This window comes from Streptomyces sp. GL_140 (assembly GCF_057834465.1).
On the sequence record NZ_CM174404.1, the window covers coordinates 6,230,701 to 6,254,101 of the forward strand.

The following is a 23,401-nucleotide window of genomic DNA, read 5'->3' on the forward strand; positions in this document are numbered from 1 at the left end:
CATCGGGCCCGTGCGTTCTACCGGGCCCGTCAGACGTTCGATCCGACCGGTTCGATCAGAGGGCCGCGAACGCGGCCTCGATGATGTCCAGGCCCTCGTTCAGCAGGTCCTCGCCGATGACGATCGGCGGGAGGAAGCGGAGCACGTTGCCGTAGGTGCCGCAGGTGAGGACGAGCACGCCCTCGGCGTGGCAGGCCTTGGCGAGCGCGCCGGCCGCCTCCGGGAACGGGGTCTTGGAGGCCGGGTCCTTGACGAGCTCGATCGCGATCATGGCGCCGCGGCCGCGGATGTCGCCGATGATGTCGTACTTCTCCTGCATGGCCGTGAGGCGGGCCTTCATGACCGACTCGATCTTCTTCGCCGCGGCGTTGAGGTCGAGCTCCTTCATGGTCTCGATGGAACCGAGCGCACCGGCGCACGCCACCGGGTTGCCGCCGTAGGTGCCGCCCAGACCGCCGCCGTGCACGGAGTCCATCATCTCGGCGCGGCCGGTGACGGCGGCGAGCGGCAGGCCGCCCGCGATGCCCTTGGCCGTGGTGATCAGGTCGGGGACGATGCCCTCGTCCTCGCACGCGAACCACTGGCCGGTGCGGCAGAAGCCGGACTGGATCTCGTCGGCGACGAAGACGATGCCGTTGTCGTTGGCGAACTTCACGATCGCCGGGAGGAAGCCCTTGGCCGGCTCGATGAAGCCGCCCTCGCCGAGGACCGGCTCGATGATGATCGCGGCGACGTTGTCGGCGCCGATCTGCTTGCTGATCTGGTCGATCGCCTGGGCGGCGGCCTCGGGGCCGCAGTTCTCGGCGCCGGTCGGCCAGCGGTAGCCGTAGGCGACCGGGACGCGGTAGACCTCGGGGGCGAACGGACCGAAGCCCTGCTTGTACGGCATGTTCTTCGAGGTCAGCGCCATCGTGAGGTTCGTACGGCCGTGGTAGCCGTGGTCGAAGACGACGACGGCCTGGCGCTTGGTGTACGAACGGGCGATCTTGACGGCGTTCTCGACGGCCTCGGCGCCGGAGTTGAACAGGGCCGACTTCTTCGCGTGGTCACCCGGGGTGAGCTCGGCGAGGGCCTCGCAGACCTCCACGTAGCCCTCGTAGGGGGTCACCATGAAACAGGTGTGGGTGAAGTCGGCGAGCTGCGCGGAGGCGCGGCGCACGACGGCCTCGGCGGAGGCGCCGACGGAGGTCACGGCGATGCCGGAACCGAAGTCGATCAGGCGGTTGCCGTCGACGTCCTCGATGATGCCGCCGCCCGCGCGGGCCGTGAAGACGGGGAGCACGGAGCCCACGCCACCGGCCACCGTCGAAAGGCGGCGGGCCTGCAGCTCCTGCGACTTGGGGCCGGGGATCGCGGTGACGATGCGGCGCTCCTGCGGGACAGCGGTCATAGGGGGCTCCTGGGGGGTGTTTTCGGACGCACTTGTGTCTTTGTCCGCAGGCTAGGCCCGGGGGGCGGGGTCCTGCATGCTCCGTTCGGGAGTGGTGCCCGCGTGTCCTTGTCCGTGACGGCCATAGGAAGGACACTGCGCGTGTCTTGTGGATCATGACGGGGTGCGGGCCGTAGGGCGGTGCCGACCACTAGATTGAGCCCGCAGCACAGTGCGGTATCGGGCAGGGGGCAGGGGTTCATGGACACCGACGGCACGCACAACGGGCAGAAGGTCCGTGCGGACCACGTACCCAGGCCGGCCGGGCCGCCGCCGGGCTCGGCCCCGCCCAGGCCCGCGTACGCGCCCAGCACCGGCCCGTCGCTCGAACAGTGGCTGCGCGCCCCCCGCCCGGAGGCGGAACCGGGCTTCTGGCGGTTCGGGCACCGCCCGCGCACGGGCGGGGAGGCCGAGCCGGCCACGACCGGAGCGCTGCTGAGCGGGGTGGTCATCTCGTTCCTGGCGTGCGTGCTGGCCTGGTCCCTGCTGACCAACAACTACATTCCGTACACCGACCTGCCCCTCAAGCTGCTGACCCCCCGGGACTGGTGGCAGCTGGGCGGTGCACCGGTCGACGGCCGCGGGACCGCCGCGCTCCAGGCCTACATGCTGCTGGTGACCTGTCTGCTCGTGCTCTGGTTCAGCCGACTGGGCTCCTGGGACCTGGCCTTCCAGCGGCTCGTCGCCGTGCGGGGCCCCCGGGCCAGGGCGGTGGGCGCCGCCGCCGGTGCGCTGTTCGTGCTGATGCTGATCTGGACCAGGACCCTGACGGTCCTGGGACTCGTCAGCGACCACCTGCCCTACGAGAGCATGAGCGCGGGCACCATCAAGGTGGTGGCCGACCTCGTCTACGTGGTGGTCTCGGCGCCGGTCGTCGTCTTCTTCTTCCGGCTGGCCCGCAGGCCCGCGCCGCAGGACCGGCCGAAGCCGGGCGCCACGCCTCCCGGCCCGGCGGCGGGCCCTTCCGCCGAAGACCTCGTCGAGTGGACCGAGGTCCGGCGCGCCGGGCTCGGGGAGGCGGCCGACCGGCTCGGGGCGGAGGCCGGGGCCGGGCGGATGGGCGACGTCGACTACGCGCGGATCCGGCGCGCCTGGGAGACCGTGCGGGCCGACCCCTCGCGGACGCGGGCTTTCGCCGACGCGGTACGGGCCCACGGCGCCGGGGCGTGCGTCCACCCGTCGGGGGCGCGCGACCTGCCCGTGCGCGCCGCCCGGCACGATCTGCTGGCCCGGCAGCTGCTCCTGGGCACCGTCGAGGACAGCGAGCGCAACCCGTACGCCCGCCGCGGCAGCGGCCTCGCCCTCGACCCCTCGGTGCTCGGCACCTCGCTGCTCGCCATCGGCCCCTCCGGCGCGGGCAAGACCACCCGCCTGGTCCGTCCGGTCGTCGAGTCGCTGGCCCTTCAGGCGCTGGCCGGACAGGCCGCCGTCGTCGCCGTCGGATCGGCCGGCGCCCGGCTCGGGCCCGACGAGGCCTACGACGTGGTCGTGCGGATCGGCGTCCCCGACTCCGTCTACGACCTCGACCTCTACGGCGGAGCCACCGACCCCGACGAAGCCGCCATCCTCCTCGCGGAGGGGTTCGTCGGTGACGTCCCCGGGGTCGACGTACGCCGCGCCGCGACGGCGCTCGCCCAGCTCCTCGGGCCGTTCCGGGCGGCCTACGGCCGCTTCCCGTCCGTGCCCGAGCTGCGGGAACTCCTCGACCACATGCCCGCGGCGATCGCAGCCCTGCGCGAGGCGCTGGAGGCCGCGGGGCAGGAGCCGATGCTCCGCGAACTCGACGCCCGCACGCGCCAGCACGGCACGCCCGCCGACCCGGGACCGGCCCTCGCCGACAGGGTCGCGCTGCTGGACCGGCCCGCCTTCGCCGGTTTCTTCGACACCACCGGCGCCGGACGCCCGTTCTCGCTGCGCGCCCTGGAACACCCGCTCCGGGTCCGGGTGGACCTTCCCGAGCGGGGGCACGCCGATGCCTCCCGCATGCTGGCCCGCCTGCTCCTCGCCCAGTTCAACGCCGCCGCCGCGGCCCGCACGGACCGCTCGCTCTTCGCCTTCCTCGCCTTCGACGACGCCTCCCACACGCTCACCGCGGAGACCGTGCGCGGCGTCCAGCGGCTCCGCTCGGCGAACGCGGGGGTCCTGCTGACCCTGCGCACCCTGGACGACGTACCGGAAGCCCTGCGCACCCCGCTGCTCGGGGCCGTCGGCTGCCGGATGGCCTTCTCCGGGATCACCACCTGGGACGGCAAGCGGTTCGCCGAGACCTGGGGCACCGAGTGGGTGGAGACCCGCGACGTCACCCACCGGACGGTCTTCGCCGACCAGCCCCTGACCCGCGCCATCCACGCCTTCCGCAAACTGGTCACCGGCAAGGCCGTGACCACGGACGCGGTGACCGTGCGGCAGGTGGAGCGGGAGCGGTGGTCGGCGTCGGAACTGGCGCACGCCGTGCCGCCCGGGTGCGCGGTGCTGTCCCTGACCTCCGTGCGCGGCGAGCGGGCCGCTCCGCTGCTGGTCCGGCTCGGGGGAGAGAGCTGAGCCGACCCGTACGGGATGGCACACTCAATGTGAGCCCTTCATACGGCACGGCGAAATCCGCAGTGGCATTCCACGGCGAGAATCCTGCGTCGGCATCTCGCCGCCGAACCCACTCCTCCCCCTAAGGCGCCCCGGTACCCATGCCGCTCACCCTCGCCTCACTCGTCCAGCACTCGGCGCTCAAACTCAGCGTCCGGGCCGGGGAGGGCCGCCTCGACACCCCCGTGCGCTGGGCCCACGTCAGCGAGCTCGCCGACCCCGTTCCGTACATGGAGGGCGGGGAGCTCCTCCTCATCACCGCGATGAAGCTGGACGCGGAGGACCCCGAGGAGATGCGCCGCTACGTACGCAGGCTCGCGGCGGCCGGAGTCGTCGGCATCGGCTTCGCCATCGGGGTCAACTACGACGCCGTGCCCGAGGCGCTGGTCGAGGCCGCGCGGGCGGAGGACCTGCCGTTGCTGGAGGTGCCCCGCCGGACCCCGTTCCTCGCCATCAGCAAGGCCGTCTCCGCCGCCCTCGCCGCCGACCAGTACCGGGCCGTGACCGCGGGCTTCGAGGCGCAGCGGGAGCTGACCCGGGCCGCGCTGTCCGCCGACGGGCCCGCCGAGCTGCTGACGAAGCTGGCGGCGCACGTGCACGGCTGGGCCGCCCTCTACGACACCTCCGGAGCCGTCGTCGCGGCCGCGCCCGACTGGGCCGCGCGCCGGGCGGCCCGGCTCACCCCCGACGTGGAGCGGCTGCGCGAGCGGCCCGCCCCGGCCAGCGCCGTGGTCGGCGGCTCCGACGACCGGGTCGAACTCCAGTCGCTGGGCACGGGGCGGCGGGCGCGCGGTGCGCTGGCAGTCGGAACCGGCGCCCCGCTGGGCACCGCCGAGCGGTACGCCGTGCACTCCGCGGTGGCCCTGCTCACCCTCACCACCGAACGCTCCCGGTCCCTGCACGACGCGGAATCCCGCCTCGGCGCGGCCGTGCTGCGCATGCTGCTCGCCGGGCAGGCGGAGCACGCGCAGGCCGTGGCCGGGGACCTGTACGGCCCCCTGCTGGACGCGCCGTTCCGGATCCTGGTGGCGGAACCGGCCCTGCCCGGCACCGCACAGCCCGAGGGCCTGGCCCTGCTGGCCGACGCGGTGGAGTCCGCGGCCGCCCGCACGGGGGAGACCTTGCTGGTCGTTCCGGAGCCGGGGCGCCTGGTGGTGCTCGCGGCGGACGGGGGCTCTGCGGTCCAGGCGTCCACCGAGCACGCGGAGGCGCTGGAATCGCGCCGCGTCCGGGATTCGGGCGAGCCGGAACCGGACGAACTGGTGCTCGGCCTGTCGGCGCCGGCCGTGGCCTCCGGCGTGGCGGCGGCCTTCAAACAGGCCGACCAGGCCCTCGCCGTGGCCCGGCGGCGCGGCCGCCCCATGGTCGAACACGAGGAGATGGCGGCGGGCTCTGTCCTCCCGCTGCTCGCCGACGAGGCGGTACGGGCCTTCGCGGACGGCACCCTGCGGGCGCTGCGCGACCACGACGAGAAGGGCCGGGGCGACCTGGTGGCCTCGCTCCAGGCCTGGCTCTCCCGGCACGGCCAGTGGGACGCTGCGGCGGCCGACCTGGGCGTCCACCGGCACACCCTGCGCTACCGGATGCGGCGGGTCGAGGAAATCCTGGGCCGCTCCCTGGACGACCCGGACGTCCGCATGGAGCTGTGGCTGGCCCTCAAGGCCACCTCGGCCCCCTCCTAGGGCCTGTCGTCAAAGTGCCGTCTGCCTCGTAGGGCCCGCACGGCCGGCCCGTCCGCCGACACTGACAAAGCGGCGCGCCGCGCCACGCACGTACTCCACGCCGGACAAACACCGAAACCGCCACGGAGTCCTACCGTGGAGGGGACAAGGACACCGCACAACTCCGAAGGGCCGGGATTCGCATGACTTCCACCCACGCCTTCTGGCTCGCCGGCCGCCAGGCCACTGGCGACGACAGCTTCGACGTCCACTCCCCGTGGGACGGCCGCCTCGTAGGCACCGTCAGCGTCCCCACCGACGCCCAGGTCGAAGAGGCCGTGGCCGCCGCGTACGCGGTGACGGCGGAGTTCTCCGCGACCCCGGCCCACGTGCGTGCGGCTGCCCTGGACCACGTGTCCAAGCGGCTCGTCGAGCGCACCGAGGAGATCGCCCAGCTGATCTCCGCCGAGAACGGCAAGCCCATCAAGTGGGCCCGCGGTGAGGTCGGCCGCGCGGTGTCCGTGTTCCGCTTCGCCGCCGAAGAGGCCCGCCGCTTCAACGGCGGAGAGGCCCAGCGCCTGGACACCGACGCCGGTGGCGTCGGCCGTCTGGCCCTGACCCGCCGCTTCGTCAAGGGTCCGGTCCTCGGCATCGCGCCGTTCAACTTCCCGCTGAACCTGTGCGCCCACAAGGTGGCCCCCGCCATCGCCGTCGGCGCGCCGATCATCCTGAAGCCCGCCCCGGCCACCCCGCTCTCCGGTCTGATCATCGGCGAGCTGCTCGCCGAGACCGACCTGCCGGCCGGGTCCTGGTCCGTGCTGACCGTCGCCAACGACAAGATGCCCGAGCTGGTCAAGGACGAGCGCCTGCCCGTCATCTCCTTCACCGGTTCCGACAAGGTCGGCTACGCCATCCAGCAGGCCGTGCCCCACAAGCACTGCACCCTGGAGCTCGGCGGCAACGCCGCGGCAGTGGTCCTGGACGACTGGTCCTCCGATGCCGACCTCGACTGGGCCGCGACCCGTATCGCGACCTTCTCGAACTACCAGGGCGGCCAGTCCTGCATCGGCGTGCAGCGCGTGATCGCCGACGCGACGGTCTACGACCGCCTCGTCGAGAAGGTCGTCGCCAAGGTCCGCGAGCAGGTCACCGGCGACCCGAACGACTCCGCCACCGACGTCGGCCCGCTCGTCTCCGAGGACGCCGCCAAGCGCGTCGAGGCCTGGGTCGACGAGGCCGTGGCCGCCGGAGCCAAGCTGCTCACGGGCGGCAAGCGCGAGGGCGCCTCGTACGAGCCCACCGTGGTCGCCGAGGTCCCCGAGGGCGTCACGCTCGCCGTCGAGGAGGTCTTCGGGCCGGTCCTCACGCTGCGCCGGGTCGAGAACACCGACGAGGCCTTCGCCGCCGTCAACGACTCGAAGTTCGGTCTGCAGGCGGGCGTCTTCACGCGGAACATCCAGACCGCGTTCCGCGCCCACCGCGAGCTGGAGGTCGGCGGCGTGATCGTCGGCGACGTCCCGTCCTACCGCGCCGACCAGATGCCGTACGGCGGCGTCAAGCAGTCCGGTGTGGGCCGCGAGGGCGTGCGCTACGCGATGGACGACTACACCTACGAGCGGGTCCTGGTCCTCACCAGCCTGGACATCTGACCCGACTCGTACGGCCACAGAGCCGACGGCCGGAGCCTACTGTGCGGGGGCTCCGGCCGTCTTTCTGTTCCCCGGCGGGGTCACGGAAGGGCCCCGGCTGCTTCCCCGCCGTTCGAAACGGGTACGACTCACTGGTAGCACCCACCGGTAAGCACCCCTCTCGGCGGCGAGGTGAGTCTCCTCCATGTCCGCAACACAGCCCGGCGACACCCAGCCCACACCGTCCACCCGTCCCAAGGTGACCGAGCGCGAGGCACGGCAGGTCGCGGAAGCGGCCCGGGAACAGAACTGGCAGCGCCCCAGCTTCGCCAAGGAACTGTTCCTCGGACGGTTCCGGCTCGACCTGATCCACCCCCACCCGCTCCCCGCCGACGAGGACGTCCGGCGCGGGGAGGCCTTCCTGGCCCGGCTGCGGGAGTTCTGCGAGACCTCCATCGACGGGGCCCGCATCGAGCGCGAGGCGAAGATCCCCGACGCGACCGTGCGAGGGCTCAAGGAGCTCGGCGCCCTCGGCATGAAGATCGACCCCAAGTACGGGGGCCTCGGTCTCACCCAGGTGTACTACAACAAGGCGCTCGCCCTCGTCGGCTCCGTCAGCCCCGCCATCGGGGCACTGCTCTCCGCCCACCAGTCGATCGGCGTACCCCAGCCGCTGAAGATGTTCGGCACGCAGGAGCAGAAGGACGCCTACCTGCCGCGCTGCGCGACCACCGCGATCAGCGCCTTCCTCCTCACCGAGCCGGACGTCGGCTCCGACCCGGCGCGCCTGGCCACGACGGCGGTCCCGGACGGGGAGGACGCCTACGTCCTGGACGGCGTGAAGCTCTGGACCACCAACGGCGTCGTCGCCGACCTGCTCGTCGTCATGGCGCGGGTGCCCAGGAGCGAGAACCACCGGGGCGGGATCACCGCCTTCGTCGTCGAGGCCGATTCGCCCGGCATCACCGTCGAGCACCGCAACGCCTTCATGGGCCTGCGCGGGCTGGAGAACGGCGTCACCCGCTTCCATCAGGTGCGCGTCCCGGCGGCCCAGCGCATCGGCGCCGAGGGAGCCGGCCTGAAGATCGCGCTGACCACGCTGAACACCGGACGGCTGTCGCTGCCCGCCATGTGCGTGGGCGCCGGGAAGTGGTGCCTGAAGATCGCCCGGGAATGGTCCGGCGTCCGCGAGCAGTGGGGGCGGCCCGTTGCCAAGCACGAGGCGGTCGGCGCCAAGATCTCCTTCATCGCCGCCACCACCTTCGCCCTGGAAGCCGTGGTCGACCTGGCCTCCCAGATGGCCGACGAGGACCGCAACGACATCCGCATCGAAGCGGCCCTCGCCAAGCTCTACGGCTCCGAGATGGCCTGCCTGATGGCCGACGAACTGGTCCAGATCCGCGGCGGACGCGGTTTCGAGACCGCCGAATCCCTCGCCGCGCGCGGCGAGCGGGCCGTCCCCGCCGAGCAGATGCTCCGCGACCTGCGCATCAACCGGATCTTCGAGGGATCCACCGAGATCATGCACCTGCTGATCGCCCGCGAGGCCGTGGACGCCCACCTGTCGGTCGCGGGCGACCTCATCGACCCCGAGAAGGCGCTGGGCGACAAGGCGAAGGCGGGCGCCCGCGCCGCCGGGTTCTACGCACGCTGGCTGCCCCAGCTCGCCACCGGAGCCGGCCAGGTCCCCGGGGCCTACCGGGCTTTCCACCCGGCCGGACACCCCGACCTCGCCACCCACCTGCGGTATGTCGAGCGCGGCTCCCGCAAACTCGCCCGGTCCACCTTCTACGCCATGTCCCGCTGGCAGGGCCGCATGGAGACCAAACAGGGCTTCCTCGGCCGGATCGTCGACATCGGCGCCGAGCTCTTCGCGATGAGCGCGGCCTGCGTGCGCGCCGAGCACATGCGGGCCACCGGCGACCACGGCCGCGAGGCCTACCAGCTGGCCGACGCCTTCTGCCGGCAGTCCCGGCTGCGGGTGGAGGAGCTCTTCGGAAGGCTCTGGGCGAACACCGACGACCTGGACCGCAAGGTCGTCGACGGGGTCCTGGCCGGCACCTACACCTGGCTCGAGGAAGGCATCCTGGACCCCTCGGGCGACGGCCCCTGGATCGCCGACGCCACCCCCGGCCCCTCCACGCACAAGAACGTGCACCGCCCCATCCGCTGACCCGGCCGTTCCCGGACGCGGGACTGATGTACGAGGATGGGTAGGGGTCCCTGTACGGGTAGGCGTACCCGGACACGGACGAGCACGGGCAAGGCGGAGAACACGATGCCGACGGCTGAGGAAGACCGCGCCAGCCGACGGCTGGCCTGGTGCGTGGCGCACGTACTGCGCCACGCACCGGACCACGTCGTCGCCGACCTGATCGGACGGCTCGACGCACCGGCCCGCAAGTACCTGTGCCGCGACGAGTGGCTGTCGGCCTCCACCGTCACGCTGCTGCTGCGCCACGGGAGCCCGGAGGACCGGCAGTACGTCGCGCGCAACCCCCACGTCGTCGGACGCCCCCTGCCCGGGCTGCCCGGCCCGGCCAGGTACGCGGCCCGCCCCGGGCCCTCGCCCGAGCTGCTGCTGGAGACCGGCCCCGGGCCGTTCACCACCGAAGAGCTGATCGCGCTGCTGCGCCGCCACGGCCGCAGGCCCCGGATCCCCCTCACCCTGCTGCGGATGCCGCACGCCCCCCTCGACACCGGGACGCTGCTGCGCGAGCACGCCCGGGAACCGCTGCCGCCCGTCGTGGTCGAGGCCCTGCTGCTGGTCGGAAGGCTGCCCCGGGAGGCCTGCCGGGCACTCCTCGACGCCGGTCCGCGGGAGACCGACGGGCAGCGGTGGCACCGGCCCGCCGTACGGGCCGTCCGGATGGGACTCCTGACCTTCGACGAGCTCGCCGGCCACGTCGCCCCCGCCCACCGCACCCTGCTGCTCACGGACCTGCCCGTGACCCGGGGCCTGCGCTGGTCCCTGCCCGAACGGACCGGGATGCGCACGGCGGTCGCCCGCGCGCTGCGCCCCCTGCGGGACGACCCCCGGCTCTGGGCGGAGCTCCTGCGCCACGCCCCCGCCTTCCGGGGCACCCTGCCGGTCCTCGTGGCCCGGATCGTGCGCGGCACCCTGCCGGAGCCCGCCGACGCCCCGGACGTCCCCGGGCTCGCCGGGACGGTGCGCTCCTTGGCCCCCGGATCCGCCGCGCCCCTCGGGGGCGTGGAGCGCGAGCTGGCCCTGGCGAGCCTCGCGGTGCCCATGGAGACCGTCCAGGAGGACATCCGATGGGTACGGGACTGCCTCGCCCGCGGGCTGCTCACCGGCGAGGACGTGATCCGGCACAAGGCGCCCGCCTGCTGGGCCCTGGACGAGAACCACTGGCTGGGTGACGTGAACCACCCCGACCGCCACGACTGGGCCGCGCCGGTCCTCGCCGCGCGGGCGGAGGCCGACCGGCTGTTCGCCCTGGCCGTCGGCTCCGATCCGGACGCCTGGTGGCGCGTGGCCGTCACGCTCCCCGACTTCGCCGGAACGCTCCCGCACCTCCTCCTGCGGATCACCGAAGGGGGCTCCGTGTCCAACCGCCCCTGAGTTGCGGCAACAATGGGAGCATGAGCGACCGCCCAGCCCCCCTCGCCGATCCGCACCTCCTCTTCGACCCCGCGGCCGGCCGGCGGGACATCGTCATCCTCGGCTCCACCGGTTCCATCGGGACCCAGGCCATCGACCTCGCCCTGCGCCACCCGGACCGGTTCCGGGTCACCGCCCTGTCCGCCGCGGGCGGGAAGGTCGCGCTGCTGGCCGAGCAGGCCCGGCTGCTCCGAGTGAACACCGTGGCCGTCGCGCGCGAAGACGCCGTACCGGCGCTGAAGGAAGCGCTCGAAGCGCAGTACGGCCCCGGTGAGCCGATGCCCGAGATCCTCGCCGGGCCGGATGCCGCCACCGAGCTCGCCGCCTCGCCGTGCCACACCGTCCTGAACGGCATCACCGGCTCCATCGGCCTCGCGCCCACCCTCGCGGCGCTGCGGGCGGGCCGGACCCTGGCCCTCGCCAACAAGGAGTCGCTGATCGTCGGCGGCCCGCTGGTGAAGGCCCTCGCGAAGCCCGGCCAGATCATCCCGGTCGACTCCGAGCACGCGGCGCTGTTCCAGGCGCTCGCCGCCGGCACCCGCGCCGATGTGAGCAAGCTGGTGGTCACCGCCTCCGGCGGGCCCTTCCGCGGCCGCACCCGCGCCGAGCTCGCCGGGGTCACCGTCGAGGACGCCCTCGCGCACCCCACCTGGGCCATGGGCCCGGTGATCACCATCAACTCGGCGACGCTGGTCAACAAGGGCCTGGAAGTCATCGAGGCGCACCTGCTCTACGACATTCCGTTCGACCGCATCGAGGTCGTGGTCCATCCGCAGTCGTACGTCCACTCGATGGTGGAGTTCACGGACGGCTCCACGCTCGCCCAGGCCACGCCGCCCGACATGCGCGGTCCGATCGCCATCGGCCTCGGCTGGCCCGAGCGGATCCCGGACGCGGCCCCCGCCTTCGACTGGACCAAGGCCTCCACCTGGGAGTTCTTCCCGCTGGACACCGAGGCCTTCCCCTCGGTGGGCCTGGCCCGCCACGTGGGCACCCTGGGCGGTACCGCGCCCGCCGTGTTCAATGCGGCGAACGAGGAGTGCGTCGAGGCGTTTCTCGCCGGCCGGCTGCCGTTCACAGCAATCATGGATACCGTCTCTGCCGTGGTCGATGAGCACGGGAGTCCCGCCACGGGAACTTCCCTCACGGTCGCGGACGTCCTTGAAGCGGAGACCTGGGCCAGGGCCCGGGCACGGGAGACGGCGGCACGGGCCGCAGTGGAGGCGCGCGCATGAACCTATTGCTGATGTTGGGCGGTGCCCTCGTCTTCGTGATCGGGTTGCTCATCTCCATCGCCTGGCACGAGCTCGGCCACCTTTCGACGGCCAAGCTCTTCGGCATCCGCGTGCCCCAGTACATGGTCGGCTTCGGCCGGACCATCTGGTCGCGCAAGAAGGGCGACACCGAGTACGGGATCAAGGCCATCCCGATGGGCGGCTACATCCGCATGATCGGGATGTTCCCGCCCGGCGCGGACGGCAAGGTCAGCGCCCGCTCCACGTCGCCGTTCCGCTCGATGATCGAGGACGCACGCTCGGCGGCGTACGAGGAACTGCAGCCCGGCGACGAGTCGCGGCTCTTCTACACGCGCAAGCCGTGGAAGCGCGTGATCGTGATGTTCGCCGGACCGTTCATGAACCTGGTCCTGGCGATGGCGATCTTCTTCGGCCTTTGGATGACCTACGGGGTGGCGCAGACGACCACCACGGTCGACACCGTCTCCGACTGCGTCCTCAGCCAGAAGGAGACCCGCAAGACCTGCAAGGACGGCGACCCGGTCGCCCCCGGCAAGGCCGCCGGTCTCCAAGCGGGCGACAAGATCGTGGCCTTCGACGGCAAGCCGGTCAAGGACTGGGACGCCCTCTCGGGCAAGATCCGCGACACCATCGGCCCCGCGGTCATCACCGTCCAGCGCGACGGCAAGCGGCTGCAGCTCGACGCGAAGCTCGTCCAGAACACCGTCCCCAAGTCGGACGGCCACGGAGGCTACGTCAAGGGCGAGTACGTGCCAGCCGGCTGGCTCGGCTTCGGCGCCAAGAAGGTGATCGCCCCGCTCAGCTTCGGTCAGTCGGTGGACCGCGTCGGAGAGGTCGTCGAGGGCAGCGTCCAGGCCCTGGCCAACCTCCCCGGCAAGATCCCGGCGCTGTGGAACGCCGCCTTCAACGGCGCCGAGCGTGCGCCCGACTCCCCGATGGGCATCGTCGGCGCGGCCCGCATCAACGGCGAGATCGCGATGATGGACATGCCGGCCGGCGAGAAGGTGGCGGGCTGGCTGAGCGTCCTGGGCATGTTCAACCTCTCGCTCTTCCTCTTCAACATGCTGCCCCTGCTGCCGCTGGACGGCGGGCACATCGCGGGAGCCCTGTGGGAGTCGGTGCGGCGCGGCGTGGCGCGGGTCTTCCGGCGCGCCGACCCGGGCCCCTTCGACGTGGCGAAGCTGATGCCAGCCGCGTACGTGGTGGCAGCGGTCTTCGTCTGCTTCACCCTGCTGGTGCTCGTCGCCGACGTGGTGAACCCGATCAAGATCACCTGACCGGGGCCGGCCGGGCCGGGGCCCCGCGGGGCCGGTACAGCAACGGGTGGGGAGCCGGGCACGCATCGTGTCCGGCTCCCTACGTTCGGGTGGCACACCCCCTGCCGATGCGTGGGGCGCGCGATGATTGGCGTAATCTCGAAGGCTGGAGCCCGCCGATCTCGGGCCTTGATCCACACCTTGGGGTTGCACAGCAGATGACTGCCATCTCTCTCGGAATGCCGGCCGTGCCGACGAAGCTTGCCGACCGCAGGGTCAGCCGCAAGATCCAGGTCGGCTCGGTGGCCGTCGGCGGCGACTCGCAGATCTCGGTGCAGTCGATGACGACCACCAGGACCTCCGACATCGGCGCCACGCTCCAGCAGATCGCCGAGCTGACCGCCTCCGGCTGCGACATCGTCCGTGTCGCCTGCCCGACGCAGGACGACGCCGACGCGCTCGCCGTGATCGCGAAGAAGTCGAACATCCCGGTCATCGCCGACATCCACTTCCAGCCCAAGTACGTGTTCGCCGCGATCGACGCCGGCTGCGCCGCCGTCCGCGTGAACCCGGGCAACATCAAGCAGTTCGACGACAAGGTCAAGGAGATCGCGCGGGCCGCCAAGGACGCGGGCACCCCGATCCGCATCGGTGTCAACGCCGGCTCCCTCGACGCGCGACTGCTGAAGAAGTACGGCAAGGCCACCCCGGAGGCGCTGGTCGAATCCGCGCTGTGGGAGGCCTCCCTCTTCGAGGAGCACGGCTTCAGCGACATCAAGATCTCGGTCAAGCACAACGACCCGGTCGTCATGGTCAACGCCTACCGCCAGCTGGCCGCCCAGTGCGAGTACCCGCTGCACCTCGGCGTCACCGAGGCCGGCCCGGCCTTCCAGGGCACCATCAAGTCCGCCGTGGCCTTCGGCGCGCTGCTCTCCGAGGGCATCGGCGACACCATCCGCGTCTCGCTGTCGGCCCCGCCGGTGGAGGAGATCAAGGTCGGCCGGCAGATCCTGGAGTCGCTGAACCTCAAGCCGCGCCGTCTGGAGATCGTCTCCTGCCCGTCCTGCGGGCGTGCGCAGGTGGACGTGTACAAGCTGGCCGAGCAGGTCACGGCGGGCCTGGAGGGCATGGAGGTCCCGCTGCGCGTCGCGGTCATGGGCTGCGTCGTGAACGGTCCGGGCGAGGCCCGCGAGGCCGACCTGGGCGTCGCCTCCGGCAACGGCAAGGGCCAGATCTTCGTGAAGGGCGAGGTCATCAAGACCGTGCCGGAGTCGAAGATCGTGGAGACGCTGATCGAAGAGGCGATGAAGATCGCCGAGCAGATGGAGAAGGACGGCGTGATGTCGGGCGAGCCGACGGTCGCGATCGGCGTGTAACTCCGCCGGTGATGTACGGACGGGCCCGGGGCGGACACGCCGCCCCGGGCCCGTCCGCGCATCCGGGGCCCCGTCGGCGCCCGGCCCGCGCCCGGCCCGTCCAGCACCCCCTCGGGGCGCCGCAGGGGCCACGCGGCATCCGCGAGCCGCGCCGGGTACAGTGCGGAGATCAGCAGACTTGCATGGTGAGGCCCCAGTGTTGACGCAGACCACCACCAGGGTCCTGGAACCCAGTGATCTTGACGCCGCGCTCGAAATCCTGGGACGCGACCCGGTCGAGAACGCCTTCGTCACCTCCCGGGTCCAGGTGGCCGGGCTGGACCCGTGGCGCCTGGGCGGTGAGATGTGGGGCTGGTACGCCGACGGCGAGCTCCGCTCGCTCTGCTACGCCGGAGCCAACCTCGTCCCCGTCTGCGCCGGACCCGAAGCCGTACGGGCCTTCGCCGACCGGGCGCGGCGCACCGGCCGCCGCTGCTCCTCCATCGTGGGTCCCTCCGAGGCCACCCGGCTGCTGTGGCAGCTGCTGGAGCCCAGCTGGGGCCCGGCCCGCGACGTCCGCTCCCATCAGCCCCTCATGGTCACCGAGCAGCGGTCCACCGAGGTCGTGGCCGACCCGCTGGTCCGCCGGATCCGCCGGGACGAGATGGACCTGATCATGCCCGCCTGCGTGGCCATGTTCACCGAGGAGGTCGGCATCTCCCCGATGGCCGGGGACGGCGGCCTGCTCTACCAGGCCAGGGTCGCCGAGCTGGTGGCCACCGGCCGCTCCTTCGCCCGCGTCGAGGACGGCAAGGTCGTCTTCAAGGCAGAGATCGGCGCGGCGACCGCCCGCGCCTGCCAGATCCAGGGCGTCTGGGTGGCCCCGGAGTTCCGCGGCCGCGGGCACTCCGAGACCGGGATGGCCGCCGTGGTCGCCTACGCGCTCAGGGACGTGGCCCCCGTGGTCAGCCTGTACGTCAACGACTTCAACACCGCCGCCCGCGCCTCCTACCGCCGCGTCGGCTTCCGCGAGGTCGGCGCGTTCATGAGCGTCCTGTTCTGACCCATGCGGGCCGGACGGCCGGGCCGGGCGTGCGGGCGGCATACCCGCAGGCCGGGGCGGCCCAGTAAGGTCGCCGCATGCTGCCAACCTCCGGGGGAGACGCCCCCGACCGGCCCGCCGGAGTACGGATCGGGCACCTCGACCTCGTCGCCCGGGTGGACGAGGCCCTGCGCGTCCAGGCCGTGGCCTTCGGGCTCAGCGAGGAGGAGGTCGGCATCCGGCGCTACATTGTCCAGCGCCACATGACCTGCCGCGGGGCCCGGGCGCTCGGCGCGTTCACCGAGGACGGGGCGCTCGCCGGATTCGTCTACGGCATGCCCAACGACCGCGCGCACTGGTGGTCCGGGGTCGTCGAGCCCTACCTGCGGGCCGGCGGCCACGAAGGCTGGCTCGACGAATCCTTCGTGATCACCGAACTGCACGTCCACCCCGGCTTCCAGGGCCACGGTGTCGGCCGCGCCCTCATCACCGGGATCACCGACACCGCCGCAGAGCCCCGCTCGATCCTCTCCGCGATCGACACCGAAAGCCCCGCCCGGGGGCTCTACCGGGCACTCGGCTACACGGACCTCGCCCGCAGCGTCCGGTTCCCGAGCGCGAGCCTCCCGTACGCCGTCATGGGAGCCCCGCTGCCCCTGCGCAGGAACTGAAACCGTTTCCGGGCCCCGTGGACGGGCCGATAGCCTCCCGTCATGTCAACGCAACACGTGCAGCGCATGTCCCGCCTCATGGCCAAGACCCTCCGCGAGGATCCGGCCGACGCCGAGACCCTCAGCCACCGCCTCCTCGTCCGGGCCGGATACGTCCGGCGCAGCTCCGCCGGGGTGTGGACCTGGCTGCCGCTCGGCAAGCGGGTCCTGGACAACGTCTCGCGGATCGTCCGCGAGGAGATGGACGCCATCGGCGCCCAGGAGGTGCTGCTCCCCGCGCTGCTGCCGAAGGAGCCGTACGAGGTCAGCGGACGCTGGTCGGAGTACGGGGACCTGCTGTTCCGGCTCAAGGACCGCAAGGGTGCGGACTACCTGCTCGGCCCCACCCACGAGGAGATCTTCACCCTGCTGGTGAAGGACCAGTGCACGTCCTACAAGGACCTGCCGGTCATGCTCTACCAGATCCAGACCAAGTACCGGGACGAGGCGCGGCCCCGGTCGGGCGTACTGCGCGGCCGCGAGTTCCAGATGAAGGACTCGTACTCCTTCGACGTGACCGACGAGGGCCTGGCGGAGTCCTACGCCCTCCACCGCGCGGCCTACCAGCGGATCTTCGAGCGGCTCGGCCTCGACCACCGGATCGTCTCGGCGGTGTCCGGTGCGATGGGCGGCTCGGCGTCGGAGGAGTTCCTGGCCCCCGCCCAGGCGGGCGAGGACACCTTCGCGGACTGCCCGCAGTGCGCGTACGCGGCGAACACGGAGGCGGTCACCTTCGGGCTGAAGGCCCTCGAGGGGGAGCACGGGCCCGTGGAGGAGCTCGACACCCCCGACACCCCGACGATCGAGTCCCTGGCGGCGCTGCTCGGCGTCCCCGCGTCGGCCACGCTCAAGAACCTCCTCGTCAAGGTGGACGGCGAGATCACCGCCGTCGGCGTGCCCGGGGACCGGGAGGTCGACCTCGGCAAGCTCGGCGAGCACCTGGCCCCGGCCGTCGTGGAACTGGTGACGGCCGAGGACTTCGCCGACCGGCCCGACCTCGTACGGGGCTACGTGGGCCCGCAGGGTCTGGGCAAGGTCCGCTACCTGGCCGACCCCCGCGTGGCGCCGGGCACCTCCTGGGTGACGGGGGCCAACAAGCCCGACACGCACGCCCGCAACGTGGTCTGCGGCCGGGACTTCGAGGTGGACCAGTACCTGGACGTGGTGGTCGTCGAGCCCGGCGACCCCTGCCCGTCCTGCGGGGCCGGGCTGCGGCTGGACCGGGCGATCGAGATCGGACACATCTTCCAGCTGGGCCGCAAGTACGCGGACGCCTTCGGCCTGGACGTGCTGGGCCGCGAGGGCAAGCCGGTCCGGGTCACGATGGGCTCGTACGGGATCGGCGTCTCGCGGGCGGTGGCCGCGCTGGCCGAGCAGACGGCCGACGAGCGGGGCCTGTGCTGGCCCGCGGCGGTGGCCCCGGCGGACGTCCACGTCGTGGCGGCGGGCAAGGCGGTGCCGCTCGCTCTCGCGGAGTCGGCGGCCGAGTCCCTGGCGGGGGCGGGGCTGCGGGTCCTGCTGGACGACCGGGCCGGGCTCTCGCCCGGTGTGAAGCTCACCGACGCCGAGCTGATCGGTGTCCCGTGGATCCTGGTCGCGGGGCGGCGGTCGGCCGACGGGGTGGTCGAGCTCCAGAACCGCGCCGCCGGTACCCGCGAGGAGCTCCCGCTCACGGAAGCCCTGGCCCGCCTGACGTAGCCGGGTGCGGGCAGAGCCCGGGGAACGGTGGAAGGGCGGGTAGGGGACGGCTCCGCGCAGCGGCTACCCGTCCACGGCCGGGCCGATGGCCGGTGGCTCCGGGGGCGCGGCGACGGCCGGGACTTCCGGGCCGGTGACGGCCTCGGCCGAGCCCGGAGCGACGGGCGCCGGCGGCGCCGGGGCCGCCCGCTCCAGGAAGCGCAGAAGCTCCACCGGGAACGGCAGGACCAGCGTGGAGTTCTTCTCCGCGGCGACCGCCACGACCGTCTGGAGCAGGCGCAGCTGAAGCGCGGCAGGCTGGTCCGACATGACGGCGGCAGCCTCGGCCAGCTTGTGCGAGGCCTGGAGCTCCGCGTCCGCGTTGATGACCCGCGCCCGCCGTTCGCGGTCGGCCTCCGCCTGCCGGGCCATCGACCGCTTCATGGTCTCGGGCAGGGACACGTCCTTGATCTCGACCCGGTCGATCTGGACGCCCCACCCCACCGCCGGGCTGTCGATCATCAGCTCCAGGCCCTGGTTGAGCATCTCCCGGTTGGACAACAGGTCGTCGAGGTCCGATTTGCCGATGATCGACCGCAGGGAGGTCTGCGCCATCTGGGAGACGGCGAAGCGGTAGTCCTCCACCGCGACGATCGCGTTCCCGGGGTCGACCACCTTGAAGTACACGACCGCGTCCACCCGCACCGTGACGTTGTCCCGCGTGATGCCCTCCTGGGCCGGCACCGGCATCGTCACGATCTGCATGTTCACTTTGCGGAGCCGGTCGACGCCCGGGACGATCATCGTGAAGCCGGGGCCGCGGATGCCCTCGCGCAGCCTACCGAAGCGGAAGACCAGGCCCCGCTCGTACTGTTTGATCACCCTGGACGCGGCGCCCATCCACACCACGATGCCCGCGCCCGCGGCGACTCCCGCTATCAGCAGTTCCTGGACCATGACGGCCTCCTGCCGGGCACACCTACCTATTCACGGTATGCCCTACAACCAGCCCGCGAACTCCAGCAGCAGCTCGGCGTCCTGCCGACGCCCGGCGGCCAGTGCCCGGTTGCCCGACTCGACCGCCCGGAAGAGCGTCCAGCCGCGCAGCCGGTCCCGGTCCACCTCCAGCGCGTCGGCCAGTTTGTTCACCCGGCGCCGGGCGCCCGCGGCCCCCGCCGAGGAGGCCATCTGGTCCTCCAGCCGGTCCCGTACCAGCCGGGCCAGGTCGTACGCCCGCTCGCCGACCATCGGGTCGGGACCCACCGCCAGCCACGGCGCCCGCTCGCCCGCCAGCACCTTGCCCTGCCGGAAGTTTCCGTGCAGCAGCAGCTCCTCGGCCGGCGCGGCCGTGAGCTCCTCGCGGGCCGCCAGCGCCGCGGTGGCCAGCTCGGCCGCCTCCGGCGGGGCCTTGCGCAACACCTCGGCCTGCGCGGCCGTGCGCTGCGTCACCGTCTCCCAGCCGTGCCCGGCCGCCGGGGCCACCCACAGCCTGCGCAGCGTGCCGCAGGCCTCCAGCAGCGCCTTGGCCTCCGGGAGCGAGCGCAGGGACACCTCGGGCTGGAGCCGCTCCAGGAGGAGCCCCCCGTCCTCCTCGTGGTGCCGCGAGTCGAGGACCCGGACGGCCCCGAAGCCGCCCCAGTGCGCCAGCGCGGCCAGTTCCCGGTCGGGCCGCAGGGCCGGCGGAGCCAGCTTCAGCGCGGCCGGAGTCCCGTCGGCGTACCGGACGAGGAGGACCAGACTGCTGCGGCCACCGGGGGCCTGCACCCGCTGCGCCGCCACCTCCCGCCGGGTCAGCGCGGTCTCCGCCAGCCGGGGCAACCGCCCCAGCCAGTCCGCGGCCTGCGCCGATTCCGGCAGCTCGCCGAGCGCCCGTACAAGCCGCTGCGGCGGTTCGAAAGCCATGCGTGCGTGGTCCCTTTCAGCTGTGCTCGGGCTCGTCGCGCGTGGTCGCGCGCTACCTCTGCGCTGCGTCAGCGCGTTCCGTGAGCCCAGGGAAGGCTACGCCGACACCACGCCAGCGTGCCGCGCGCACGGCCGCGGCGCTCAACGCGTCGGCCGCCTCGCGGCGCAACGGGCCCTCCGCGGCCCGCACCAGATCGGAGTACGCGCCGGCCACCCGGTCCTCTATCCCGGCGGCCAGCCGCTCGGCGTCGGCGGGCGTGCGCACCGCGAACGGCAGGGTGTACGCCGCCTCGGCCGGCCGGGGCGAACCGCCCAGCTCGCGCACGGTGCGGGCGAGCGCGTCGCGGCGCGCCAGGTGGCCCCCGTACGCCTCGCGGGCCTCGGCGGCGCGGGCGGCCGCGGCCCGGGCACCGATGACTCCGTAGCCGTACGCGGCCGCGTGCTCGGCGGCGAGCGCGGCCTGAGCGGCCTCCAGGACCTGCCCGGCGGGGGTGGGTTCGGAACTCACGATGCGGCTCCCGGCGGGGTCGAGGTCAGCAGGTAGGCGTGTACGCGGCCACAGGCGGCCAGCGAGGCCAGCATCCGGGCCAGCTCCCCGGGCGCCCCGGCCAGCGAGATCGTCCGGGCCTCGGCCAGGCTCCGCTCGGCGTCCGCGAGCTCGGCCAGAGCCTCGGCGGGCTTCGCCGGCACCGGCTCGGGGCCGGGTGCGGGGGAGACCGCGGCGGACGCGGAGGCCGAGGGGGAGGAGCCCCGGGAGCGGGACGGCGAGGGGGACGCCGTCGGATCGGCGGCGAGGGCCGCGGCGTGCGCGGCGACCGAGGCCCGCAGCGGGCCGAGGCGTTCGGCGAGGTCCGGGTGGGCCGCGCTCGTGGCGTCGTAACGTTCCAGCAGTCGCGCGCTGTCACGTACGGCCGTCTGACGCATCCGCCGTTCGAGTGGAATCTCGGACTCTGCCTCTGGCGGGCCCCCGTCGGAGCAACCGCTGAGCAGCGCGGCGCCGGTGATGCCCGCGGCACCGGCGAGCAGGCTTCTTCGCGACGGCATGATCGAGGGCACGGGGACGTCCTTGGGGTGTCGGCTGGGCTCGGGGCGGGGCAGGTGGTGATCACGGTACCCGGGGCCCTGTCCACAGGGCGGACGGCAACACCCCCCGCGACCGGATACCCTTTGACCTGACACACGACGGAAACCACAACAGCACACGCGGCCGAGGAGTCACCCGGATGAGCACCACCCAGAGCGACAGGCTGCGCGGATTGCTGGAGCCGCTGGTCGCTGCCAAGGGCCTGGACCTCGAGGAAATCGAGACGTCCAAGGCGGGCAAGCGTCGGATGCTGCGGATCATCGTGGATTCCGACGAAGGCGTGGAGCTGGACGCGTGTGCCGAGCTGAGCCGCGAGGTCTCGGACCTGCTGGACGAGACCGACGCGATGGGTGAGGACGAGTACGTCCTCGAGGTGAGCTCGCCGGGCGCGGACCGCCCGCTGACCGAGCACCGTCACTACATCCGGGCGACCGGCCGTCTCGTGAAGTTCCAGACCGAGGACGGCGGGGAACTGATCGCCCGCATTCTCGACGTGGACGACGAGGGCATGGACCTCGAAGTCCCGGGCGTGAAGGGCCGCAAGGCGACCGCCCGGCGCATCGCATTCACCGACATCGCCAAGGCGCGTGTCGAGATCGAGTTCAACCGCAAGGACAAGAAGGAAGAGGAGGCGTAGCCGTGGACATCGACATGAGTGCCCTGCGGGGTCTGGTCCGGGAGAAGGAGATCTCCTTCGACCTGCTCGTCGAGGCTATCGAGTCGGCCCTCCTCATCGCGTACCACCGCACCGAGGGAAGCTTCCGGCGCGCACGCGTCGTGCTCGACCGCACCAACGGTCACGTGATCGTGTGGGCGACCGAGGACCCGAGGGACCTGGAAGAGGGCCAGGAGGCCAAGGAGTTCGACGACACCCCGTCGGACTTCGGCCGCATCGCCGCGACGACCGCCAAGCAGGTGATCCTCCAGCGTCTGCGCGACGCCGAGGACGACCTGACTTTCGGCGAGTTCCTGGGCCGTGAGGGCGACGTCATCACCGGCGTGGTCCAGCAGGGCAAGGACCCGAAGAACGTCCTGATCGACATCGGCAAGCTGGAAGCCATCCTGCCGGTGCAGGAGCAGGTGCCCGGTGAGGAGTACACGCACGGCCTGCGCATCAAGGCGTACGTCGTGCGGGTGGCGAAGGGTGTCCGCGGTCCGTCCGTGACCCTGTCGCGCACCCACCCGAACCTGGTGAAGAAGCTGTTCGCCCTGGAGGTCCCGGAGATCGCCGACGGCAGCGTCGAGATCTGCGCGATCGCCCGTGAGGCCGGTCACCGCACCAAGATCGCGGTCCGGTCCACCCGCTCCGGCCTCAACCCGAAGGGCGCCTGCATCGGCCCGATGGGCAGCCGCGTGCGCAACGTGATGGCCGAGCTGCACGGCGAGAAGATCGACATCGTCGACTGGTCGGACGACCCGGCGGAGATGGTCGCCAACGCCCTGTCACCCGCCCGGGTGAGCAAGGTCGAGGTCGTGGACTGGGACACCCGCTCCGCGCGGGTGACCGTGCCCGACTACCAGCTGTCGCTGGCCATCGGCAAGGAGGGCCAGAACGCCCGCCTCGCCGCGCGCCTCACCGGCTGGCGGATCGACATCCGTCCGGACACGGAGCAGCCCTCGGACGAGGACGACCGTGACCGCGGTGGCGACCGTGACCGGCGGGACGACCGCCGCGACGACCGTCGCGGGGAATAAAACCGGTACCGCCCGGAGCTGTCCGGACGGTAGACAGAAACACAACGTCCGTTCGATTTTTCGCCCGAAGGGGTGAGGTCGGTACGGGGAGGTAGACTGAACCGTGTCTGGCCGGACGCAAGCCCGCGCATGCCCCGAACGCACCTGTATCGGGTGCCGGGAGCGAGCGGCCAAGAGCGATCTGCTGCGCATCGTGGCGATCGGTGACGAATGCGTCTCCGATCCACGCGGTACGCTGCCCGGCCGGGGTGCCTACGTGCACCCCGCCCTGGTCTGCCTCGATCAGGCGGTCCGCCGCAGGGCGTTCCCCCGGGCCTTTCGGTCCACGGGAGCGCTCGACACGGCTGGCCTGCGCAATGCCATGGCCGCCGAGGCCGAGGCGACACCGTAAGTAGCACGCAGTTCAGAAGCACGTAGTACGGCACGGATTCACTGTGCGGTCAGGTACCTCGCGAGTTGGAAGTAGGTCGAGATTGCGATGAGCACCCCTCGATGAGTACGCGA

At 72.4% G+C, this 23,401-nt stretch carries 19 protein-coding genes; 14 read left to right on the plus strand and 5 right to left on the minus strand.

Annotated elements, in window-relative coordinates:
• Positions 1-55: 55 nt before the first annotated feature.
• Positions 56-1,390, minus strand: a complete 1,335-nt coding sequence (gene gabT, locus AC3IYJ_RS29450; protein WP_489397557.1) for a 4-aminobutyrate--2-oxoglutarate transaminase — start codon at positions 1,388-1,390, stop codon at positions 56-58.
• Positions 1,391-1,630: 240 nt separating this feature from the next.
• Between gabT and AC3IYJ_RS29455 the strand changes: the two genes are divergently transcribed.
• From AC3IYJ_RS29455 to AC3IYJ_RS29505, 11 genes are all read left to right on the plus strand, one after another.
• Positions 1,631-3,970: an ATP/GTP-binding protein gene (locus AC3IYJ_RS29455; RefSeq protein ID WP_489397558.1), complete on the plus strand. Its 2,340-nt coding sequence runs from the start codon at positions 1,631-1,633 to the stop codon at positions 3,968-3,970.
• 140 nt (positions 3,971-4,110) lie between these two features.
• The gene (locus AC3IYJ_RS29460; protein ID WP_489397559.1) at positions 4,111-5,691 is read left to right on the plus strand and encodes a PucR family transcriptional regulator; all 1,581 of its coding nucleotides are present in this window, start codon (positions 4,111-4,113) and stop codon (positions 5,689-5,691) included.
• A 182-nt stretch (positions 5,692-5,873) separates the two neighbouring features.
• Positions 5,874-7,319, plus strand: coding sequence for an aldehyde dehydrogenase family protein (locus tag AC3IYJ_RS29465; RefSeq protein WP_489397560.1), 1,446 nt, complete (start codon positions 5,874-5,876; stop codon positions 7,317-7,319).
• 184 nt (positions 7,320-7,503) lie between these two features.
• The gene (locus tag AC3IYJ_RS29470) at positions 7,504-9,471 is read left to right on the plus strand and encodes an acyl-CoA dehydrogenase family protein (RefSeq protein ID WP_489397561.1); all 1,968 of its coding nucleotides are present in this window, start codon (positions 7,504-7,506) and stop codon (positions 9,469-9,471) included.
• A 105-nt stretch (positions 9,472-9,576) separates the two neighbouring features.
• Positions 9,577-10,881, plus strand: coding sequence for a hypothetical protein (locus AC3IYJ_RS29475; RefSeq protein WP_489397562.1), 1,305 nt, complete (start codon positions 9,577-9,579; stop codon positions 10,879-10,881).
• Between the two features lie 20 nt (positions 10,882-10,901).
• On the plus strand, positions 10,902-12,155 hold the full coding sequence (dxr, locus tag AC3IYJ_RS29480) for a 1-deoxy-D-xylulose-5-phosphate reductoisomerase (RefSeq protein WP_489397563.1): 1,254 nt from the start codon (positions 10,902-10,904) through the stop codon (positions 12,153-12,155).
• On the plus strand, positions 12,152-13,453 hold the full coding sequence (locus AC3IYJ_RS29485; RefSeq protein WP_489397564.1) for a M50 family metallopeptidase: 1,302 nt from the start codon (positions 12,152-12,154) through the stop codon (positions 13,451-13,453). Before dxr ends, AC3IYJ_RS29485 begins: the two co-directional genes overlap by 4 nt.
• A gap of 197 nt (positions 13,454-13,650) precedes the next feature.
• Positions 13,651-14,808, plus strand: a complete 1,158-nt coding sequence (gene ispG, locus AC3IYJ_RS29490; protein WP_356653332.1) for a flavodoxin-dependent (E)-4-hydroxy-3-methylbut-2-enyl-diphosphate synthase — start codon at positions 13,651-13,653, stop codon at positions 14,806-14,808.
• A 196-nt stretch (positions 14,809-15,004) separates the two neighbouring features.
• Complete coding sequence (locus AC3IYJ_RS29495) at positions 15,005-15,850, plus strand: GNAT family N-acetyltransferase (protein WP_489397565.1); 846 nt, start codon at positions 15,005-15,007, stop codon at positions 15,848-15,850.
• A 77-nt stretch (positions 15,851-15,927) separates the two neighbouring features.
• The gene (locus AC3IYJ_RS29500; RefSeq protein ID WP_489397566.1) at positions 15,928-16,500 is read left to right on the plus strand and encodes a GNAT family N-acetyltransferase; all 573 of its coding nucleotides are present in this window, start codon (positions 15,928-15,930) and stop codon (positions 16,498-16,500) included.
• 42 nt (positions 16,501-16,542) lie between these two features.
• Positions 16,543-18,237: a proline--tRNA ligase gene (locus AC3IYJ_RS29505; protein WP_489397567.1), complete on the plus strand. Its 1,695-nt coding sequence runs from the start codon at positions 16,543-16,545 to the stop codon at positions 18,235-18,237.
• A gap of 63 nt (positions 18,238-18,300) precedes the next feature.
• On the opposite strand, the gene AC3IYJ_RS29510 is transcribed toward AC3IYJ_RS29505, so the two are convergent.
• From AC3IYJ_RS29510 to AC3IYJ_RS29525, 4 genes are read right to left on the minus strand one after another with little or no spacing between them, the layout of a single operon-like run.
• Complete coding sequence (locus tag AC3IYJ_RS29510) at positions 18,301-19,173, minus strand: slipin family protein (RefSeq protein ID WP_489397568.1); 873 nt, start codon at positions 19,171-19,173, stop codon at positions 18,301-18,303.
• A gap of 42 nt (positions 19,174-19,215) precedes the next feature.
• The gene (locus AC3IYJ_RS29515) at positions 19,216-20,118 is read right to left on the minus strand and encodes an aminoglycoside phosphotransferase family protein (RefSeq protein ID WP_489397569.1); all 903 of its coding nucleotides are present in this window, start codon (positions 20,116-20,118) and stop codon (positions 19,216-19,218) included.
• A 52-nt stretch (positions 20,119-20,170) separates the two neighbouring features.
• On the minus strand, positions 20,171-20,626 hold the full coding sequence (locus tag AC3IYJ_RS29520; RefSeq protein ID WP_489397570.1) for a ferritin-like domain-containing protein: 456 nt from the start codon (positions 20,624-20,626) through the stop codon (positions 20,171-20,173).
• The gene (locus tag AC3IYJ_RS29525) at positions 20,623-21,174 is read right to left on the minus strand and encodes a hypothetical protein (RefSeq protein ID WP_489397571.1); all 552 of its coding nucleotides are present in this window, start codon (positions 21,172-21,174) and stop codon (positions 20,623-20,625) included. The genes AC3IYJ_RS29520 and AC3IYJ_RS29525 overlap by 4 nt, the downstream gene beginning before the upstream one ends.
• A gap of 167 nt (positions 21,175-21,341) precedes the next feature.
• Here AC3IYJ_RS29525 and rimP point away from each other — a divergent pair, with 167 nt between their 5' ends.
• The 3 genes from rimP (at position 21,342) to AC3IYJ_RS29540 (ending at position 23,288) form a co-directional block, all read left to right on the plus strand.
• Positions 21,342-21,839, plus strand: coding sequence for a ribosome maturation factor RimP (gene rimP, locus AC3IYJ_RS29530; protein WP_489397572.1), 498 nt, complete (start codon positions 21,342-21,344; stop codon positions 21,837-21,839).
• A gap of 2 nt (positions 21,840-21,841) precedes the next feature.
• The gene (gene nusA, locus AC3IYJ_RS29535) at positions 21,842-22,897 is read left to right on the plus strand and encodes a transcription termination factor NusA (RefSeq protein WP_489397573.1); all 1,056 of its coding nucleotides are present in this window, start codon (positions 21,842-21,844) and stop codon (positions 22,895-22,897) included.
• A 103-nt stretch (positions 22,898-23,000) separates the two neighbouring features.
• Positions 23,001-23,288 (plus strand): YlxR family protein, encoded by a 288-nt coding sequence (locus AC3IYJ_RS29540; protein WP_489397574.1) that lies wholly within the window; start codon positions 23,001-23,003, stop codon positions 23,286-23,288.
• Positions 23,289-23,401: the final 113 nt, after the last annotated feature.

What these genes read in the sequence shown, in the direction of transcription:
- AC3IYJ_RS29500 (WP_489397566.1), top strand. Translation starts at nt 15,928, where the DNA reads ATGCTGCCAACCTCCGGGGGAGACGCCCCCGACCGGCCCGCCGGAGTA.
- ispG (WP_356653332.1), top strand. Translation starts at nt 13,651, where the DNA reads ATGACTGCCATCTCTCTCGGAATGCCGGCCGTGCCGACGAAGCTTGCC.
- AC3IYJ_RS29515 (WP_489397569.1), bottom strand. Translation starts at nt 20,118, where the DNA reads ATGGCTTTCGAACCGCCGCAGCGGCTTGTACGGGCGCTCGGCGAGCTG.
- AC3IYJ_RS29475 (WP_489397562.1), top strand. Translation starts at nt 9,577, where the DNA reads ATGCCGACGGCTGAGGAAGACCGCGCCAGCCGACGGCTGGCCTGGTGC.
- AC3IYJ_RS29505 (WP_489397567.1), top strand. Translation starts at nt 16,543, where the DNA reads ATGTCAACGCAACACGTGCAGCGCATGTCCCGCCTCATGGCCAAGACC.
- AC3IYJ_RS29485 (WP_489397564.1), top strand. Translation starts at nt 12,152, where the DNA reads ATGAACCTATTGCTGATGTTGGGCGGTGCCCTCGTCTTCGTGATCGGG.
- AC3IYJ_RS29470 (WP_489397561.1), top strand. Translation starts at nt 7,504, where the DNA reads ATGTCCGCAACACAGCCCGGCGACACCCAGCCCACACCGTCCACCCGT.
- rimP (WP_489397572.1), top strand. Translation starts at nt 21,342, where the DNA reads ATGAGCACCACCCAGAGCGACAGGCTGCGCGGATTGCTGGAGCCGCTG.
- AC3IYJ_RS29455 (WP_489397558.1), top strand. Translation starts at nt 1,631, where the DNA reads ATGGACACCGACGGCACGCACAACGGGCAGAAGGTCCGTGCGGACCAC.
- AC3IYJ_RS29510 (WP_489397568.1), bottom strand. Translation starts at nt 19,173, where the DNA reads ATGGTCCAGGAACTGCTGATAGCGGGAGTCGCCGCGGGCGCGGGCATC.
- AC3IYJ_RS29465 (WP_489397560.1), top strand. Translation starts at nt 5,874, where the DNA reads ATGACTTCCACCCACGCCTTCTGGCTCGCCGGCCGCCAGGCCACTGGC.
- gabT (WP_489397557.1), bottom strand. Translation starts at nt 1,390, where the DNA reads ATGACCGCTGTCCCGCAGGAGCGCCGCATCGTCACCGCGATCCCCGGC.
- dxr (WP_489397563.1), top strand. Translation starts at nt 10,902, where the DNA reads ATGAGCGACCGCCCAGCCCCCCTCGCCGATCCGCACCTCCTCTTCGAC.
- AC3IYJ_RS29460 (WP_489397559.1), top strand. Translation starts at nt 4,111, where the DNA reads ATGCCGCTCACCCTCGCCTCACTCGTCCAGCACTCGGCGCTCAAACTC.